At 65.5% G+C, this 15,138-nt stretch carries 21 protein-coding genes; 11 read left to right on the forward strand and 10 right to left on the reverse strand.

Annotated elements, in window-relative coordinates; all coding sequences use genetic code 11:
* Positions 1-132: 132 nt before the first annotated feature.
* Together E8E95_RS21935 and E8E95_RS21940 are read left to right on the forward strand one after the other, a co-directional pair.
* Entirely contained in the window at positions 133-1,539 is a 1,407-nt protein-coding gene (locus tag E8E95_RS21935) for an FAD-binding oxidoreductase (RefSeq protein ID WP_280353854.1), read from the forward strand.
* A 74-nt stretch (positions 1,540-1,613) separates the two neighbouring features.
* On the forward strand, positions 1,614-1,958 hold the full coding sequence (locus E8E95_RS21940) for a cupin domain-containing protein (protein ID WP_280353856.1): 345 nt from the start codon (positions 1,614-1,616) through the stop codon (positions 1,956-1,958).
* Between the two features lie 208 nt (positions 1,959-2,166).
* On the opposite strand, the gene E8E95_RS21945 is transcribed toward E8E95_RS21940, so the two are convergent.
* The 7 genes from E8E95_RS21945 to E8E95_RS21975 all read right to left on the reverse strand — a co-directional run bounded on the left by E8E95_RS21945 (position 2,167) and on the right by E8E95_RS21975 (position 7,400).
* On the reverse strand, positions 2,167-2,940 hold the full coding sequence (locus tag E8E95_RS21945; RefSeq protein WP_280353857.1) for a crotonase/enoyl-CoA hydratase family protein: 774 nt from the start codon (positions 2,938-2,940) through the stop codon (positions 2,167-2,169).
* Positions 2,941-3,197: 257 nt separating this feature from the next.
* A complete protein-coding gene (locus E8E95_RS21950) occupies positions 3,198-4,109 on the reverse strand; it encodes an SDR family oxidoreductase (protein WP_280353859.1) in 912 nt (303 codons plus the stop codon).
* 104 nt (positions 4,110-4,213) lie between these two features.
* Positions 4,214-4,465 (reverse strand): hypothetical protein, encoded by a 252-nt coding sequence (locus E8E95_RS21955; protein WP_280353861.1) that lies wholly within the window; start codon positions 4,463-4,465, stop codon positions 4,214-4,216.
* 120 nt (positions 4,466-4,585) lie between these two features.
* Positions 4,586-5,410, reverse strand: a complete 825-nt coding sequence (locus E8E95_RS21960) for an alpha/beta hydrolase (protein WP_280354023.1) — start codon at positions 5,408-5,410, stop codon at positions 4,586-4,588.
* Between the two features lie 50 nt (positions 5,411-5,460).
* Entirely contained in the window at positions 5,461-6,243 is a 783-nt protein-coding gene (locus tag E8E95_RS21965) for a class II aldolase/adducin family protein (RefSeq protein ID WP_280353863.1), read from the reverse strand.
* A 94-nt stretch (positions 6,244-6,337) separates the two neighbouring features.
* Positions 6,338-7,024, reverse strand: a complete 687-nt coding sequence (locus tag E8E95_RS21970; RefSeq protein WP_280353865.1) for an LrgB family protein — start codon at positions 7,022-7,024, stop codon at positions 6,338-6,340.
* On the reverse strand, positions 7,014-7,400 hold the full coding sequence (locus E8E95_RS21975) for a CidA/LrgA family protein (RefSeq protein WP_280353866.1): 387 nt from the start codon (positions 7,398-7,400) through the stop codon (positions 7,014-7,016). The genes E8E95_RS21970 and E8E95_RS21975 overlap by 11 nt, the downstream gene beginning before the upstream one ends.
* Positions 7,401-7,496: 96 nt before the next feature.
* On the opposite strand from E8E95_RS21975, the gene E8E95_RS21980 reads away from it, so the two are divergent.
* Complete coding sequence (locus tag E8E95_RS21980; RefSeq protein ID WP_280353868.1) at positions 7,497-8,393, forward strand: LysR family transcriptional regulator; 897 nt, start codon at positions 7,497-7,499, stop codon at positions 8,391-8,393.
* Positions 8,394-8,547: 154 nt separating this feature from the next.
* Here the strand turns inward: E8E95_RS21980 and E8E95_RS21985 are convergent, their stop codons facing one another.
* Both E8E95_RS21985 and E8E95_RS21990 read right to left on the reverse strand, forming a co-directional pair.
* A complete protein-coding gene (locus E8E95_RS21985; RefSeq protein WP_280353870.1) occupies positions 8,548-9,006 on the reverse strand; it encodes a cupin domain-containing protein in 459 nt (152 codons plus the stop codon).
* Positions 9,006-9,455 (reverse strand): flavodoxin, encoded by a 450-nt coding sequence (locus E8E95_RS21990; RefSeq protein WP_280353872.1) that lies wholly within the window; start codon positions 9,453-9,455, stop codon positions 9,006-9,008. The genes E8E95_RS21985 and E8E95_RS21990 overlap by 1 nt, the downstream gene beginning before the upstream one ends.
* Before the next feature lie 103 nt (positions 9,456-9,558).
* Between E8E95_RS21990 and E8E95_RS21995 the strand changes: the two genes are divergently transcribed.
* Positions 9,559-10,005 carry a PAS domain-containing protein gene (locus tag E8E95_RS21995; RefSeq protein WP_280353874.1) on the forward strand — a complete coding sequence of 149 codons (447 nt, stop codon included), beginning with the start codon at positions 9,559-9,561 and terminating at the stop codon, positions 10,003-10,005.
* A gap of 78 nt (positions 10,006-10,083) precedes the next feature.
* Here the strand turns inward: E8E95_RS21995 and E8E95_RS22000 are convergent, their stop codons facing one another.
* Complete coding sequence (locus E8E95_RS22000) at positions 10,084-11,031, reverse strand: MerR family transcriptional regulator (RefSeq protein WP_280353875.1); 948 nt, start codon at positions 11,029-11,031, stop codon at positions 10,084-10,086.
* Between the two features lie 234 nt (positions 11,032-11,265).
* Here E8E95_RS22000 and E8E95_RS22005 point away from each other — a divergent pair, with 234 nt between their 5' ends.
* From E8E95_RS22005 to E8E95_RS22035, 7 genes are all read left to right on the forward strand, one after another.
* Positions 11,266-11,835, forward strand: a complete 570-nt coding sequence (locus E8E95_RS22005; RefSeq protein ID WP_280353876.1) for an antibiotic biosynthesis monooxygenase — start codon at positions 11,266-11,268, stop codon at positions 11,833-11,835.
* 80 nt (positions 11,836-11,915) lie between these two features.
* On the forward strand, positions 11,916-12,626 hold the full coding sequence (folM, locus tag E8E95_RS22010) for a dihydromonapterin reductase (protein ID WP_280353877.1): 711 nt from the start codon (positions 11,916-11,918) through the stop codon (positions 12,624-12,626).
* A gap of 22 nt (positions 12,627-12,648) precedes the next feature.
* Positions 12,649-13,209, forward strand: a complete 561-nt coding sequence (folE, locus tag E8E95_RS22015; protein WP_280353879.1) for a GTP cyclohydrolase I FolE — start codon at positions 12,649-12,651, stop codon at positions 13,207-13,209.
* A 3-nt stretch (positions 13,210-13,212) separates the two neighbouring features.
* Positions 13,213-13,584, forward strand: coding sequence for a dihydroneopterin triphosphate 2'-epimerase (gene folX, locus E8E95_RS22020; protein WP_077525888.1), 372 nt, complete (start codon positions 13,213-13,215; stop codon positions 13,582-13,584).
* Positions 13,585-13,671: 87 nt separating this feature from the next.
* Entirely contained in the window at positions 13,672-13,965 is a 294-nt protein-coding gene (locus tag E8E95_RS22025; protein WP_280353881.1) for a DUF1244 domain-containing protein, read from the forward strand.
* Positions 13,962-14,303 carry a HopJ type III effector protein gene (locus E8E95_RS22030; protein WP_280353883.1) on the forward strand — a complete coding sequence of 114 codons (342 nt, stop codon included), beginning with the start codon at positions 13,962-13,964 and terminating at the stop codon, positions 14,301-14,303. The genes E8E95_RS22025 and E8E95_RS22030 overlap by 4 nt, the downstream gene beginning before the upstream one ends.
* A 170-nt stretch (positions 14,304-14,473) precedes the next feature.
* Positions 14,474-15,061, forward strand: a complete 588-nt coding sequence (locus E8E95_RS22035; protein WP_280353885.1) for a putative glycolipid-binding domain-containing protein — start codon at positions 14,474-14,476, stop codon at positions 15,059-15,061.
* The last annotated feature ends 77 nt before the right edge of the window (positions 15,062-15,138 follow it).

Genomic DNA, 15,138 nt, shown 5'->3' on the forward strand with positions numbered 1-15,138 from the left:
CGCGGGCTCAGCACCAACCCACGCGTTTCCTTCTCGCGCATCCCGCATTCCCAGCGTGCCCGCGCACACGACAAGCGCCCTGCCACCCTCTAGCCTTGCCAGCCACAACAACCTGCCAACGGGGACATGCCTATGCGGAACTGGCGCTCGATCAGCCTGTGGATGGACACGCTCGATGAAGACATCAAGGCAAGGCCGGCGCTGTCCGGCTCGCACGAGGTGGATGTGGCGATCATCGGCGCCGGCTACACCGGACTGTGGACGGCCTACTACCTGAAGCGTCAGGCCCCCGAGCTGAAGATTGCCATCGTCGAGGCGCAGTTCGCCGGCTTCGGCGCCAGCGGCCGCAATGGCGGCTGGCTGATGGGCAACCTGCTGGGCGAGGACCGTGCCCTGGCGCCGCTGCCGGCCGACGTGCGCAAGGCGTCCTTCGACCTGCTGCATGGCATTCCCGATGAAGTGGCCGAGGTGCTGCAGCGCGAAGGCATCGATTGCGACTTCCGCAAGGGCGGCATCCTCTACTGCGCCGCCCGTTACCCGGAGCAGGAAAAGCGCCTGCGCGATCAGTTGGCGGACCTGCATGCCGAAGGCCTCGACGAATCCGACTACCGCTGGATGAGCCCTGAAGAACTGAATGGCCAGCTCCGCGTGGCCAACCCCTACGGCGGCATCTTCACCCCGCACTGCGCCACCATCCAGCCGGCCCGACTGGTGCGCGGACTGGCCCGCGCGGTAGAGCGCCTGGGCGTGCAACTGTTCGAGCAGAGTCCCGCCACCCACTGGCAACCGGGGCTGGTGCGCACTGGCCAGGGCGAACTCAAGGCCCATTGGGTGGTGCCCGCCATCGAAGGCTATGCCGCCACCTTGCCGCCGCTGGGCAAGTACCAGTTGCCGGTACAGAGCCTGCTTATCGCCACGGAACCGCTGAGCGACGCGCAATGGGCGGAGATCGGCCTGGAACACGGCCAGGCCTTCAGCGAGAGCAGCCGCCAGGTCACTTATGCACAACGCACCGCCGACAACCGCCTGGCCTTCGGCGCCAGGGGCGGCTATCGCTTCGGTGGCCGCTTGCGGGAGGACTTCCAGCTCACCGAGGACGAGGTCGGCCTGCGTCGCTACCTGCTTGGCGAACTCTTCCCGCAACTGCGCAACGTGGGCATCACCCATAGCTGGGGCGGCAACCTGGGTATGGCGCGACGCTTCCGTCCGCACATGTTGGTGGACCGCAGTAACGGCATCGCGTTGTCCGGCGGCTACGGTGGCGAAGGTGTCGGTGCCAGCAACCTGGGTGGGCGAACCCTGGCCGACCTGATCCTCGGCAAGGAAACCCTGCTCACCCGCCAGCCCTGGGTCCTCGGCGATGGCCCTCTGAAGCGCCTCAGTACCTGGGAGCCGGAACCCTGCCGCTGGCTCGGCTACAACGCCATCATCCGCAGCTTCGTCCACGAGGACCGGGTGCTGGCCGATCCCCACAGCGCGCCCTGGCGTCGCGCCATGGCCATGAAACTGGCCGGCGTGATGGAAAGCCTGATGCGCTGAACGACGCGAAATTCATTACACCCATTCGCGAGCAGAGCTCGCTCCTACATTCAGGCCTGTGCGGAGCCAACACCATGAAAGCCACCTTGCTGAAGAACACCCATGAAATGCACCTGTCCGATCCGAGCCCGGTCGCGGTGCCCGTGGGCGAGCCCGTGCCGCATACCCGCGTGCACTCGGTAGAGCGCACCGACAATGTGGAAACCGGTGTCTGGGAATGCAGCCCCGGCCGCTTCCGCCGGCAGATCGTCGAGCAGGAGTTCTGCCACTTCACCCACGGCAGCTGCACCTTCACCCCGGACGGTGGCGAGCCCATCGAGATCAAGGCAGGCGACGCCCTGCTGCTGCCGGCCAACAGCCTGGGCATCTGGGATGTGAAGGAAACCCTGCGCAAGACCTACGTGATCATTTCGCGCTGATTGTGCCGCCGGGAGCCGAGCTCCTGTAGGGGCGAATTCATTCGCCAAGCAGGCCGAAGGGCTGCCCTGAGACACTCCAAGCCTGACTGACGCATCCCTCACCCCCGGCCCCTCTCCCCGGGGGAGAAGGGTGACTCGCGCCTGGCGCGACGAAGTTATCCTGATGCCAGCGCTGTTTCGCGGATTGCGGAAGGTTCGCGCCACGGCCTCAATCGTCAAAACTGCCGTGCCGCCCCTGCCCCGCCTTGAAGGAGCGGGCGCCGGCCAGTGTTTCCCCGCTGTGGATAACCTCCATCCCACCGGCGAATTCGTTGGCGATGGCCGCCTCGAACGGCAGCTCCCACTGGGCATAGGCGCTGGCGCGGTCAGCCAGCATGCAGCGTTGAGGAAAGGCCGCAATCGCATGGGCCAGCTCCTCGGCCGCAGCGCGGGCCTGCCCCGTCGGTACCACCCGATTGGCCAGGCCGATCGCCTGCGCTTCCTGTGCCTTCACCGGACGGCCGGTGAGGATCAGGTCCAGCGCCCTGCCCTGGCCAATGATGCGTGGCAGGCGCACGGTGCCGCCGTCGATCAGCGGCACGCCAAAGCGCCGGCAGAACACCCCGAACACCGCGTCCTCGGCCATCACCCGCATATCCGCCAGCAGCGCCAGCTCCATGCCACCGGCCACCGCGTGGCCCTCGATGGCGGCAATCAGCGGCTTCGCCAGCTGCATACGGCTCGGCCCCATCGGGCCATCGCCTTCGGCCTCCAGCCGATTGCGCCGCGCGCCATCTTCAGCCACGGCGCCCAGGTCAGCGCCCGCGCAGAAGGTGCCGCCCGCCCCAGCGAGCACAGCCACCCGCGCTTCGTCGTCCTGCTCGAAGGCGCGAAGCGCGGCCGCCAGGGCATCGGCGGTGGGCCGGTCGACGGCATTGCGCACATCGGGACGGTCGATGATGAGCGTGGTAACCGGGCCGTTCTTCTCGACTTTGATGTTCATAACTTGGCTCCAGGGCCCGCAAAAAGTGGGGCAGCTCTTTTGTGGGGGCGATTTCAATCGCTATGCAGGCCGCAGGTCTGCCGCTTGAGATAATTGGGGCTGCTGCGCAGCCAATAGCGAATAAATTCGCCCCCACAAGATGTTCAGGCCGAATCCGCATCAATGAAAAAGGCCGGCAACAAGGCCGGCCTTCAACATAGTGCTTCCCCGCAGGAATGTTCAGCCTGCTGGCTGAACTGCCCCGGTGAACGGCGGGATCAGAGGGCGTACTTCTGCAGGTTGGCCATCATCTCGCGCAGGGCTTCGACGTTGTCCGCCGGGTGCGCCGCGCCTTCGAAGTCGCAAATGGTCTTCCAGTTGGCCGCTACGTCGTCGGCGTCGAAGCCGGCCTTGGGGTCGAAGCCGAAGCCCAGGCTGCGCTCCCAGCGCACCTTGCCGATCCAGCCACCGCCCACTTCGAACAGGCCGGAGGTTTCCTGGCACTGCTCGCTGCCGAGGAACACCACCAGCGGGCTGACCAGTTCAGGCTTCAGCTGCTCGAATACTTGCGGCGGGATCAGGCCTTCGGTCATGCGGGTGCCGCCGGTGGGGGCAATGGCGTTGACCAGGATGTTGTTCTTGCGGCCTTCGATGGCCAGGTTACGGGTCAGGCCGTAGAGGCCGAGCTTGGCCATGCCGTAGTTGGACTGGCCGAAGTTGCCGTAGATGCCCGAGGTGGACGACGTGAAGATGACGCGACCGTAGTTCTGCTCGCGCAGGTGCGGCCAGGCGGCGCGGGTAACCTTGTAGGCGCCTTCGACGTGGACCTTGTAGACCTGGTCCCAGTCGGCGTCTTCCATCTTGTGGAAGGTCTTGTCACGCAGGATGCCGGCGTTGTTCACCACCACGTCGACGCGGCCGAAGTGGTCGAGGGCGGCCTGGACGATCTTCTCGCCGTCGGTCACCGAGTCATGACTGGCCACGGCGGTGCCGCCGGCTTCGCGAATCTCCGCTACCACGCGGTCAGCTGCCGATGCGTTGGCGCCTTCGCCATGGGTGCTGCCACCCAGGTCGTTGACCACCACGCGGGCGCCGTGACGGGCGAACTGCAGCGCGTGGGCGCGGCCAAGGCCACCACCGGCGCCGGTGACGATTACGACTTTGTCTTGGAAGCGGATTGCATCGCTCATGGGCTGGGCTCCTTGGCAGGCCTGGGTATGCGCCGAGTCTCCGGCAGCTCACCCCGACCCACAAGAATCGGAGCCGCCATGAATGGTGCCCGATAAGGGCGACGCTACTTGATAGGGATGAACAGGCTGCCGTGCGGACGGAGTTTGAACAGCCACCAGTGATAGCTGTGGCAGAGCAGCGCCAGCAGTCCCGCGCTCAGCAGGCAAGCGCCGGCGGCCAGCCAGCTCCATAGGCCTGGCTGGCGCAGCACTGCATAGCCGATCAGGCTGATGCCGGCGATGAGCAGGAGGGCCGCGGTGGCCGGCCCCAGGGTACGAATGACGGGATAGAGGAACACCAGAAAGCGGAACAGCATGATCGAGCCTCGATGCCGCCGGGCAACCCGTGCCCGGCCAGTGGATGAGGCCGGAAATGCTAGTGGCACGCCGCCAACGACTGGAGACTCCAGCATCCGAATCGACGCTGGAAATTTCTGCTATCCGTGTCGGTCGCGAAAAGCCAGGTAGTGCTCCAGCACCTGCTCCGGCGCTTCGGTCTGTGGATAGTGGCCGATGCCTTCGAGCAAGACCGTATCAGCGTCCGGGACCAGCTCCCGATAGCGCGCGACCATATGCGCACCGGAGATGGGGTCCACCGCGCCATCGATCACGCGCAGCGGCACCCCGCCCTTCTGCATGGCCGCCACCCAGCGATCGCGTTGCTGGCGTCGCTCGGGGATGTAGCGGATCAACCGGTGCATGACCGCCGGGCCATCCCGTTCGGCAATGAGCTGCCAGAAGTCATCCAGCTCCGCCTCAGTGGGTTGGGTGGACGGGCCGAACACCTGAGCGAAGCTGGCGGCCAGCTTGCGACGGGAGAACAGTCGCCCGACCAGCCCGCCGATGGGGCTGAGCAGGAGCTTCTGCACCAGCACCGGCCGGTGGGTTTCCGGGAACAGGCCGCCGTTGAGGAAGACGCAGCTGGCCAAGTTGAACCGCCCTTCGTGGTGCCGCGCCAGCAGCTCCTGGGCGACGCTGTCGCCGTAGTCATGAGCGAGCAGGTGCACCGGCCCGGTCACATCCAGATGGGCGAGCAGCGCCTGCTTCAGGTCCGCCTGTTCCAGCAGTCGGTAATCATGGCCGCGCGGTTTGTCCGAGTAACCAAAGCCGAGCATGTCGCAAGCGATGACGCGAAAGCGCCTCGCCAGTGGCGCCCAGAGGTAGTGCCAATCCCAGGAGGCGGTGGGGAAGCCGTGAATCAGCAACAACGGCTCGCCCTCCCCCGCCGTCCAGAAGCGGATGCGTTGCCCGCGGAAATCCATCTCCCGCGCCTGGGCGCGCCAGTCGCCCAGGGCAATACCGGGCAGGCCCGTCACTGGTCGTAGCCGGGGAATTGCTGGTCGAGCTTGCGCAGCAGGGCCGGCCAGGGCAAGGCGCCGCCCATGCCGGTGGAAGTTTTCATCACGCCGGCGATCATGGCGCGGGCGCCGTCGAGGATCTGTTGCGGGATGTGGATGAGTTCGCCGCCGCCGGCCTGGGCCATCACCTGGATTTCGCAGGCGCGTTGCATCGTGAACATGCCGAGGAAGGCATCGGCGATGCTGCCGAACGCAGTGAGCAGACCGTGGTTGGGCAGGATCATGAAGTTCGCCTGGCCCAGGTCGGCCTGCAAGCGCGCCTTCTCGTCGTGGTTCAGCGCCACGCCTTCGTAGCCATGGTAGGCAAGGCTGGCGAGGACGAACAGCGACTGCTGGGACAGCGGCAGCAGGCCGTTCTTCTGCGCCGAGACGGCGATACCGGCGGCTGTGTGGATATGCAGCACGCAGCCGACATCCGGGCGCACTTCGTGCACGGCGCTGTGGATGGTGTAGCCGGCCGGGTTGATGTCGTAGGGGCTGTCCATCAGCTTGTTGCCGGCCAGGTCGATCTTCACCAGGCTGGACGCGGTGATCTCGTGGAACATCAGCCCGTAGGGGTTGATCAGGAAATCTTCGGTGCCGGGAACCTTGGCGGAGATGTGGGTGAAGATCAGGTCATCCCAGCCGTACAGGGCGATCAGGCGGTAGCAGGCGGCCAGATCGACACGGGTCTGCCATTCGGCGGCAGACACCTGGTCCTTGAGGTTGAGTGACGGGAGGGCTTGGGCGGCGGTCATGGCGAAACCTCGTTGTTGTTATGTGTCCGGGGAGTCTAGCCACGGGCTGCCACGGCGATAGTCGCCTTGGCAGCCAGCTTAGTGGCCTTGCGGGTCAGATCAGGGAGGCCACCAGCGGCGCGGCGAAGAGGTTGAGCAGGCCCATGAGGACCATCACCAGGCCGGCCACGGTGCCCTCTTCACGCCCCACTTCCTGGGCCCGGCTCACGCCCGCACCGTGGGCCCCCACGCCGAACAGGGCGCCGCGGGCCAGGGCGCTGCGCAGGGGCAGCCAGCGGATCAGCAGGCTACCGGCGAGCGCGCCAAATACCCCGGTGAGCATGACGAACACTGCCGTCAGCTCGGGCACGCCACCCAGGTCCTCGGCCACTGGCATGGCGAAAGGCGTGGTGATGGAACGTGGCACCAGCGACAGGCTCACCTGCGACTCCAGCGCCAGGGCATTGGCCAACCACCAGGAGCTGGCGATAGCGACCGCGCTGCCAGCCAACATGCCCAGCAGCAACGCCGGCCAGTGACGGGCAAGCAGGTTGCGCTGCTGCCAGATCGGCACGGCGAAGGCCACGGTAGCCGGCCCCAGCAGCGCCATCAGCCAATGCGTAGCACCTGCATATTCGGCGTAGGCGGTGTGCATCGGCACGGCGACAACGAGCAACAGCGCCGGCACGAAGATCAGCGGCGACAGCAGGTAGCGGCCGGTACGCCGGTACATCCAGCGGCTGGCCAGGTACCCAGAAAGGGTCAGCGCCAGCCAGAACCAGGACATGGGTTCAATGTTCATGGCGCATCCTCCAGCGGCAAACGACTTCCACGGTCAGCGCGGTGGCCAGCATCACCAGCAAGGTACTGGCGCCGATCACCAGCAGGATGCGCAGTCCCTCCTGGCGCAGCAGCGCGCCGTAGTCGAGCAGGCTCATCAACGCCGGGATGAAGAACAGCAGCATCTCGGCCATCAGCAGTCCGGCACCCAGCTGCAGCGCCGCAGGTTTCACCCAGCCGCTTGCGAAGGCCACCAACAGCAGGCCGAGGCCGATCACGCCACCCGGAATCGGCCAGCCCAGCGCCGTCGCCAGCGTGCAGCCCAGGGCGTAGAGGCCCAGGAGAACGACGAGTTCAGCGGCGAGACGGGTGATATGGAGCAGGCGGGAACGGTTCATGGCGGTGACCCTCGGTACTGGTGGCCAGATTAGGTCCGCGCCTATCATCCCAAAAGCGAATTGTTCGACTTGCAGCCATTCGAGATTGGAATAGCCATGGAATTCCGCCAGTTACGCAGCTTCGTCGAGGTGGTCCGCCAGGGCGGCTTCACCCAGGCCGGCAAGACCCTGCATGCCACCCAATCCACCGTCAGCAAGCAGGTGGCCCAGCTGGAGCAGCGGCTGGGCGTGCAACTGCTGGAGCGCAGTGGTCCGCACCTGCGCCTGACCGACGCCGGCGCCGTGGTGCTGCGCCATGCCGAAGACATGTTGCGCCAGCGTCAGGACCTGCATATCGAGCTGGACGATCTCACCCAGCTGCGGCGAGGCGAGCTGCGCCTGGGGTTACCGCTGCTGGGCGGTGAAGTGCTGTTCGCCGGGTTGTTCTCCGAGTACCGGCGGCGTTACCCGAACATCGTGGTGCGGCTGTTCGAAGGTGGCAGCAAGCTGATGGAAGAGGCGCTGCTGCAGGGGGAACTGGAACTGGCTGGCAGCCTCACGCCCAGCGATTCGGCCCTGGAGTACCAGCCCTTCTGCAACGAACCGCTGGATATCCTCGTGCCCGAGGATCATCCGCTGGCCGGCGAGGAGAGCCTGGCCCTCGCGCAATTGGCCGACTCGCCTTTCCTGCTCTATCAGCAGAGCTTCACCCTCAACGATCGCTTGCTGCTGGCCTGCCAGCAGGCCGGCTTCACGCCACGCGAAGTAGGCCGCAGTGGCCAGGCGGACTTCCTCGCCGCGCTGGTCGCCGCCGGCCAGGGCGTGGTGTTGCTGCCGCGCATCGTCGCCCGCCCGCTGCAGCGTCCCGGCCTGCGCCTGGTGCCGCTGCGCGAGCCGGACCTGCGTTGGGACATCGCTTTCGTCTGGCGACGCGGCGCCTACCTGTCACGGGCCGCGCAGGCTTGGCTGGAGCTGTTGCGGGAGTATTCGCCCCTCGATCAGGGCAAGGCATGAGCATTCTTTGTGGGGGCGAATTCATTCGCTAAGGCAGCGCAGCTGCCCGGGGGCCCGAACGGCAGGCCTGCGGCCTGCATAGCGAACGAATTCGCCCCAAAGGAAAAGCGGCAGGACTTCATCCTGCAATCGCGAATGAATTCGCTCCCACAAATCACAACAGCGCGCGATCCAGCAACGGCCAGCCCCGTTGGGCCTGCGGGTCATCGGCCAGCAGGCGGAAGCCGGCGAATTCGAAGCCCGGCGCCACGTTGCAGCCCACCAGGGTGTAGGCGCCGAGCGCACGGGCGGCCTGCCACGCGTGGGCGGGTACGGTGCGCTGGGGCAGACTGCCCTCCGCCACCGGACCCAGGATTTCCCGACGGACCTCGTCCGGAGATTCGGCAATCAGCAATTCCAGCGGCTCGCCCTCGTAGAAATGCCAGATCTCGTCGGCATCCACCCGATGCCAGCGGCTTACACCGCCCTGCGGCAACAGGAAGAAAATCGCTGACGACGCCGCACGGCCACCCGGCAGGGCCTGGGCCGACTCGAACACCCGGCGGTAGAAACCTCCCTCCGGGTGCGGCAGCAGTTGCAGTTCGCGGATCAGGTATTCGGCGCGCGGGTGCATCAGGCTTTCAGCGCCGCGGCGACGCTGTTCAGCCAGGGCTCGGCATCCAGTTCCGGGGTGACGGTTTCGCTGGCGTCCAGGCGCTGCATCTCCACCACTTCGCGCACGCCCAGCTCGGCATAGAGCTCGCGCATCATTTCGCCACCGCCGCAGTACAGGTCATAGCTCGAATCACCCAGGGCGAGGATGGCACCGGGGCGGCCGCGCCAGTTGGGCAGGCGGTCGCGCAGCTCGTGGAACAGCGGCAGCAGGTTGTCCGGCAGCTCGCCCATACCGGTGGTGGCGGTCACGGTCAGCAGCGCCTCGGGGTCGAAGGCGATCAGGTCATCCAGGCTCACGCGCGGCAGGTGACGAGCTTCCAGGCCCGCGGCCTGGAAAAGCTTCTCCGCATGGCGGGCGACTTCTTCGGCGGTGCCGTAGACCGAACCGGACAGGATGGCGACTTTCATGGGTACTCCGAATCTGGGGCGAAATGCCGCGCATTATGCCGCAACTGGCAGGGGGCGCAGGATGCCTTAGACTGCTCCCGGTCAGGTCGAACGAGCCGGAAAAATGATCAACGCCAAGCTGCTGCAACTGGTAATAGACGCCTCCAACGACGGCATCGTGGTCGCCGAACAGGAGGGTGAGGACAACATCCTGATCTATGCCAACGCCGCGTTCGAGCGCCTGACCGGCTACCCCCGCGACGAAATCCTCTACCAGGACTGCCGCTTCCTCCAGGGCCAGGACCGCAACCAGCTGGGCCTCGCCGCCATCCGCCAGGCGCTCCGCAGCGGCCAGCCGTGCCGGCAGATCCTGCGCAACTACCGCAAGGATGGCAGCGCCTTCTGGAACGAGCTGTCCATCACCCCCGTGCTCAACGAATCCGACCAGCTCACCTACTTCATCGGCATCCAGAAGGACGTCACCGAGCAGGTCGAAGCCCGCCAGCGGGTGCGCGAACTGGAGGCGGAGGTGGCTGCGCTCAAAGCAGAACTTGCAGAACTCAAAGGGTAGGAGCGAGCTTGCTCGCGAAGCCTTGTGACTGGGTCATTCGCGAGCAGAGCTCGCTCCTGCAAGGTCACAACGGCCGGTTCAGGTATCCAGGTGCCCGGACAGGAACTGGCGTAAACGCCGTTGCATCAGGCGACCCTCACTGCCCAGGCAGGCCACCGGCGTGCCATCGAGTTCCTCACTCAGCAGATCGGCGGTTTCGCCCGCCAGCGCCACGGGGCAGTCGAGCCCGAGGGCCAGGCGATTTAGCTGCTGGGCCAGGTCGTCAGCCGGCGGCTGGTTGGAGAACAGCACCAGCGCCTGGGGCTGAAGCTTGCCGCAGACCATCGGCAGTTCGGCCAGCGGCTGGCCGAGACCCAGCACATTGATCGCCACCTCGCTGCTGCCCAGCAGCAGGCCCGCCACCAGCAGCTCCAGCTCACGTCCCTGCCCGGGCAAAGGCGCCAGCAGCACCCGCGCCTGCTGGCCAGTGCGGGCCAGCTGCAAGCGCTGCAGGACGCGAGCGCGAAGGAAGCTGTCGAAGAACACCCACTCGCTGCCACGGCCGAATTCGTCTTGCCGCAATAACAATGCTTGCCACACCGGCATCAGCACATCGGCGAATGCCACATGCAGGGGATAGGTCGAAAACACCTGTCCATAGACCCGTTCCAGCTCGGCCTCGTCCAGGCTCGACACGGCGCTGCGCACCTGGGCGCGCCGCTCGCTCCACTCTCCCACCGCCGAATCCTGGAGGATCGGTGCCAATGGCGCCCTGGCCGCGTTGCTGCGCGCCAGCAACTTGCCCACCTTGCTCACCGAAACGCCGCGCTCGATCCAGGCGAGGATGCTACGCACCGCCTCGACGTCCGCCAGGGAATAAAGCCGGTGGCCGCTGTCGGTGCGTGTCGGCTGGATCAGCCCGTAGCGCCGCTCCCAGGCCCGCAGGGTGACCGGGTTCACGCCCGTCAGGCGCGACACTTCCCGGATGGGGAAAAGGTCTTCCTGTTTCAGGGCGCGGGACGCGAGGGATGCACCGGGTTCGGTCATGGCAGCGGAATCGTCAGGGAGGAGGATTCACGCAGTTTAATCCTTGTTGCGGGGATTCCAATTGACTGCAGGCCACGGCAGGCGCGGCACGACCTGCCGGTCATCCTTCAGGCTGGCGCTTTGCGGAAAAAACGGAATAATCCTTGCCTCAAATTCAACGCAGCCCACCACCCCGGCGCTGCGTGATGTGCCACTGCCCTATCCGGGCGGGCACCGGTTGCAAGGAGATACACAATGTCTGCCGATCCCGTCACCCTGATGGTGGCCCGCCGCGTCGCCCGCGAGCGCTACCACGACTTCATGGCCTGGCTGCGCGAAGGCGAGCTACTGGCCGCCGACTTCCCTGGTTATCTCGGTTCGGGCGTGCTGGCGCCGCCGCCGGATGACGACGAATTCCAGATGATCTTCCGCTTCGCCGACGAGCCGACCATGGCCGCCTGGGAGCACTCGGCTTCCCGCCGTGCCTGGCTTGCGCGTGGTACCGGCCTGTTCGAGCAGCCCCACGAGCAGCGTGCCCTGGGCCTGGACGCCTGGTTCGGCAAGGCTGAGCAACGGCCACCGCGCTGGAAACAGAGCGTCGCGATCTGGCTGGCCTTCTTCCCGGTCTCCCTGGCGTTCAACCTGTTGTTCGGCGGTTGGCTGGGCGACCTGCCGCTGGCCGTGCGGATACTGCTCAGCACCCTCGTGCTGACGCCACTGATGACCTACTGGTTCATTCCGCTTTCCACCCGCCTGCTGGCGCCTTGGCTGCAGGGCAATCGCGCGGCCATGGCACGCAATCCGGCGGCGGTACAGCCGCGCTGAGGCTCACCGCCCGGAGATTTGTACAAGCCCCACCCCTGGTATAACGTGGCCGGCCATGGTCCTCAGATTTCGAGGCGTCGATGAGCCGACCCGCTGCCCCCATCCTGATCACCGGCGCCAGCCAGCGCGTCGGCCTTTACTGCGCCGAACGCCTGCTGGACGAGGGCCAGCCGGTGATCATCAGCTACCGCACCGAGCGCGACGGCGTGCAGCACCTGCGCGAACGTGGCGCCTTGGCGCTGCAGGCGGACTTTTCCAACGAAGCCGGCATCCTCGCGTTCATCGCTGAACTCAAGGGCTGCACCGACAGCCTGCGTGCCATCGTCCACAACGCCTCGGACTGGCTGACCGAAGCTCCGGGGCATGAAGCCGAAGCCTTCCAGCGCATGTTCAGCGTGCACATGCTGGCGCCTTACCTGATCAACCTGCATTGCGAGGAGCTGCTGCGTCGCAGCAGCCCGGCGGACATCATCCACCTCAGTGACGACGTGGCCCGTCGTGGCAGCGAGAAGCGCATCGCCTATTGCGCCAGCAAGGCCGGTCTGGACAACCTGACGCTATCCTTTGCTACACGCTTCGCCCCGCACATCAAGGTCAACGGCATCGCCCCGGCACTGGTGATGTTCAATGCCGCCGACGACGACGCGTATCGCAAGAAGACCCTGGCAAAATCGGCGCTGGGTATCGAACCCGGCCCGCAAGTGGTCTACCAGGGGCTGCGCTATCTCCTGGACAACCCCTACGTCACTGGAACGACGCTGACCCTCAACGGCGGCCGCCATCTCAAATGAGGCGACTGCAAGGACTGCCACCATGAGCGACGAGCTGCCCCGGCACTACCGGGAAATCCTGCTGGGCCTGGGCGAAGATCCGGATCGCGAGGGCCTGCGCGATACACCGGGACGCGCAGCCAAGGCCATGCGCTACCTCTGCCACGGCTACGAGCAGAGCCTGGAGGAGATCGTCAACGGTGCGCTGTTCGCCTCGGACAACGACGAGATGGTGACCGTCAAGGACATCGAGCTCTATTCCCTCTGCGAACACCACCTGCTGCCCTTCATCGGCAAGGCCCATGTGGCGTACATTCCCACCGGCAAGGTGCTGGGGCTGTCGAAGGTCGCGCGGATCGTCGACATGTTCGCCCGCCGGCTGCAGATCCAGGAGAACCTCACCCGCCAGATCGCTGATGCGCTGCAGAAGGTGACCGGCGCCGCCGGCGTGGCGGTAGTGATCGAGGCCCAGCACATGTGCATGATGATGCGCGGCGTGGAGAAGCAGAACTCGGTGATGAGCACCTCGGTGATGCTGGGCGCCTTCAGGGAGTCCCAGAACACCCGCCACGAATTCCTGAAATTGATCAATCGGAGCAACTAGAGCATGCCGAGACTGGAGCCCGGAATGGCGCGAATCCGCGTCAAGGACCTGCGCCTGCGCACCTTCATCGGAATCAAGGAGGAGGAAATCCTCAACAAGCAGGATGTGCTGATCAACCTCACCATCCTCTACCCGGCCACCGAAGCGGTGCGCGACAACGACATCGACCACGCGCTGAACTACCGCACCATCACCAAGGCGATCATCCGTCACGTCGAGGAAAACCGCTTCGCCCTGCTGGAGCGCCTGACCCAGGAAATCCTCGACCTGGTGATGGCCAATCCCAGCGTGCGCTATGCCGAAGTCGAAGTGGACAAGCCCCATGCGTTGCGCTTCGCCGAGTCGGTATCGATCACCCTGTCCAGCCATAGATAAGCCTTTGAGCGGACCTGTTTGCCGGTGCCACGGAGGGCTCTTATCATGCCGGCCATTCCCTCCCGAAAGCCCCAGGAGAATCCTGCCATGACCGAGCAAGAACGCCTTGAACTCGAGGCCGCCGCCTTCCGTAGTCTGGTGCAACACCTGCGCAGCCGCCCCGATGTGCAGAACATCGACCTGATGAACCTCGCCGGCTTCTGCCGCAACTGCCTGTCGAAGTGGTACAAGGCCGCTGCCGACGACCTGGGCCTGGAAGTCACTTCGGACCAGGCGCGCGAAGAGATCTACGGCATGTCCTACGCGGACTGGAAAGCCAAATACCAGAAAGAAGCCAGTGCCGAGCAGCAAGCGGCCTTCAACAAAGCGAACAAAGAATGAGCAACCTGAACGACTTCCGCGCCCGCCTGCACAGCGACCAGCACGTCTTCGCCGACACCCTGGCCTTCATCGCCGAGGGCTACGACTACCAGCAGAGCGCCTTCAGCAATGGTCCGGTGGAAAACGCCGCCGGCCAGAACGAAGGCTCCTGCAAGACCCTCGGCCTCGCGCTGCTGGAAGGCTTCAGCCTGGAAGAAGCCCTGCTGGCCTTCGGAGAACACTACCGCGCCGTGCTGGCCACCCCGGAAGGCAGCGACCACGGCAATATCCGCGCCCTGATGAATACCGGCCTGGCGGGCGTGCGCTTCGAGCGCCAGTCGCTGCAACGCAAGGCCTGACGCCCCTCGCCGCCCCGTCCGGGGCGGCTTTCTTACGCTTTGGCTTCCGCTTTCTGTCAGCAAAGGCTGACATCAATCTTCCTATCAAACGCGTAGGATTCTCATCAGATAGCTGTGGCGCTAGTGCAATTCCCACAGGAAAAGCATCACTTCTCTGCCGGAGCGCACGGATGCAGCAGACCCTCGTATGGAAACCCCTGTCGACGCCCGGCGTGGAAAGCCTGCGCCTGTCCATGGATGAAACCGGAATCCATGCCAGCAGCCATTTGCTGCAGAACCGCAATGGCCACAGCATCGCCGCCACTTACGTGCTGGACAGCGATCCGCGCTGGCGCTTCCGCCATCTCTGGCTGAAAGTGGAAAACCAGGGTTCGCGCAGCCTGCGCCTGAGCCGTGACATCCGCGGCCGCTGGCTGCTCGACGGCCAGCACCGCCGCGATCTTGATCCATGCCAGCTGGTGATGCTTTCCGGCACGCCCTTCACTCACACGCCGGCGCTGCATCGTTGCGACCTGGGAACAGGCCAGAGCGAGCAGCTGCATGTCGCTTACATCGACCTGTCGACCATGCGCGTCGAAGCCCGCCACATGCGCTACCAATGCCTGCGCCAGCAGCCCCAGCAAAGCCTGTATCGCTGCGAGGCGGAAGGCCGCAAGGCGATCGAACTGACCGTGGACCGGCAAGCCCTGCTGCTGGAAGCCCAAGGGTTATACCGGCGCATGAGTGCGCGGACGCTGTCGTTGAATACGTGGGTCTGATACAGACCTCAGTGCGCGCTTCGGGCTCCGTTGCGTTGGGCTTCGCCGAGCTCAGCCCAACCTACGAAATGAGCGCG

It is taken from the genome of Pseudomonas sp. BN414, from assembly GCF_029871275.1.
GTDB lineage: Bacteria > Pseudomonadota > Gammaproteobacteria > Pseudomonadales > Pseudomonadaceae > Metapseudomonas > Metapseudomonas resinovorans_C.

Excerpts from the sequence above, each read along its gene's own strand:
- E8E95_RS21965 (WP_280353863.1), bottom strand. The coding sequence starts at position 6,243 with ATGACCGCCGCCCAAGCCCTCCCGTCACTCAACCTCAAGGACCAGGTG.
- E8E95_RS21990 (WP_280353872.1), bottom strand. The coding sequence starts at position 9,455 with ATGAAAGTCGCCATCCTGTCCGGTTCGGTCTACGGCACCGCCGAAGAA.
- E8E95_RS21960 (WP_280354023.1), bottom strand. The coding sequence starts at position 5,410 with ATGGATTTCCGCGGGCAACGCATCCGCTTCTGGACGGCGGGGGAGGGC.
- E8E95_RS21940 (WP_280353856.1), top strand. The coding sequence starts at position 1,614 with ATGAAAGCCACCTTGCTGAAGAACACCCATGAAATGCACCTGTCCGAT.
- E8E95_RS22035 (WP_280353885.1), top strand. The coding sequence starts at position 14,474 with ATGCAGCAGACCCTCGTATGGAAACCCCTGTCGACGCCCGGCGTGGAA.
- E8E95_RS22000 (WP_280353875.1), bottom strand. The coding sequence starts at position 11,031 with ATGACCGAACCCGGTGCATCCCTCGCGTCCCGCGCCCTGAAACAGGAA.
- E8E95_RS22025 (WP_280353881.1), top strand. The coding sequence starts at position 13,672 with ATGACCGAGCAAGAACGCCTTGAACTCGAGGCCGCCGCCTTCCGTAGT.
- E8E95_RS21970 (WP_280353865.1), bottom strand. The coding sequence starts at position 7,024 with ATGAACATTGAACCCATGTCCTGGTTCTGGCTGGCGCTGACCCTTTCT.
- E8E95_RS21950 (WP_280353859.1), bottom strand. The coding sequence starts at position 4,109 with ATGAGCGATGCAATCCGCTTCCAAGACAAAGTCGTAATCGTCACCGGC.
- E8E95_RS21955 (WP_280353861.1), bottom strand. The coding sequence starts at position 4,465 with ATGCTGTTCCGCTTTCTGGTGTTCCTCTATCCCGTCATTCGTACCCTG.
- E8E95_RS21975 (WP_280353866.1), bottom strand. The coding sequence starts at position 7,400 with ATGAACCGTTCCCGCCTGCTCCATATCACCCGTCTCGCCGCTGAACTC.
- folM (WP_280353877.1), top strand. The coding sequence starts at position 11,916 with ATGAGCCGACCCGCTGCCCCCATCCTGATCACCGGCGCCAGCCAGCGC.
- folX (WP_077525888.1), top strand. The coding sequence starts at position 13,213 with ATGCCGAGACTGGAGCCCGGAATGGCGCGAATCCGCGTCAAGGACCTG.
- E8E95_RS21935 (WP_280353854.1), top strand. The coding sequence starts at position 133 with ATGCGGAACTGGCGCTCGATCAGCCTGTGGATGGACACGCTCGATGAA.
- E8E95_RS22005 (WP_280353876.1), top strand. The coding sequence starts at position 11,266 with ATGTCTGCCGATCCCGTCACCCTGATGGTGGCCCGCCGCGTCGCCCGC.
- E8E95_RS21995 (WP_280353874.1), top strand. The coding sequence starts at position 9,559 with ATGATCAACGCCAAGCTGCTGCAACTGGTAATAGACGCCTCCAACGAC.
- folE (WP_280353879.1), top strand. The coding sequence starts at position 12,649 with ATGAGCGACGAGCTGCCCCGGCACTACCGGGAAATCCTGCTGGGCCTG.
- E8E95_RS21980 (WP_280353868.1), top strand. The coding sequence starts at position 7,497 with ATGGAATTCCGCCAGTTACGCAGCTTCGTCGAGGTGGTCCGCCAGGGC.
- E8E95_RS21945 (WP_280353857.1), bottom strand. The coding sequence starts at position 2,940 with ATGAACATCAAAGTCGAGAAGAACGGCCCGGTTACCACGCTCATCATC.
- E8E95_RS21985 (WP_280353870.1), bottom strand. The coding sequence starts at position 9,006 with ATGCACCCGCGCGCCGAATACCTGATCCGCGAACTGCAACTGCTGCCG.
- E8E95_RS22030 (WP_280353883.1), top strand. The coding sequence starts at position 13,962 with ATGAGCAACCTGAACGACTTCCGCGCCCGCCTGCACAGCGACCAGCAC.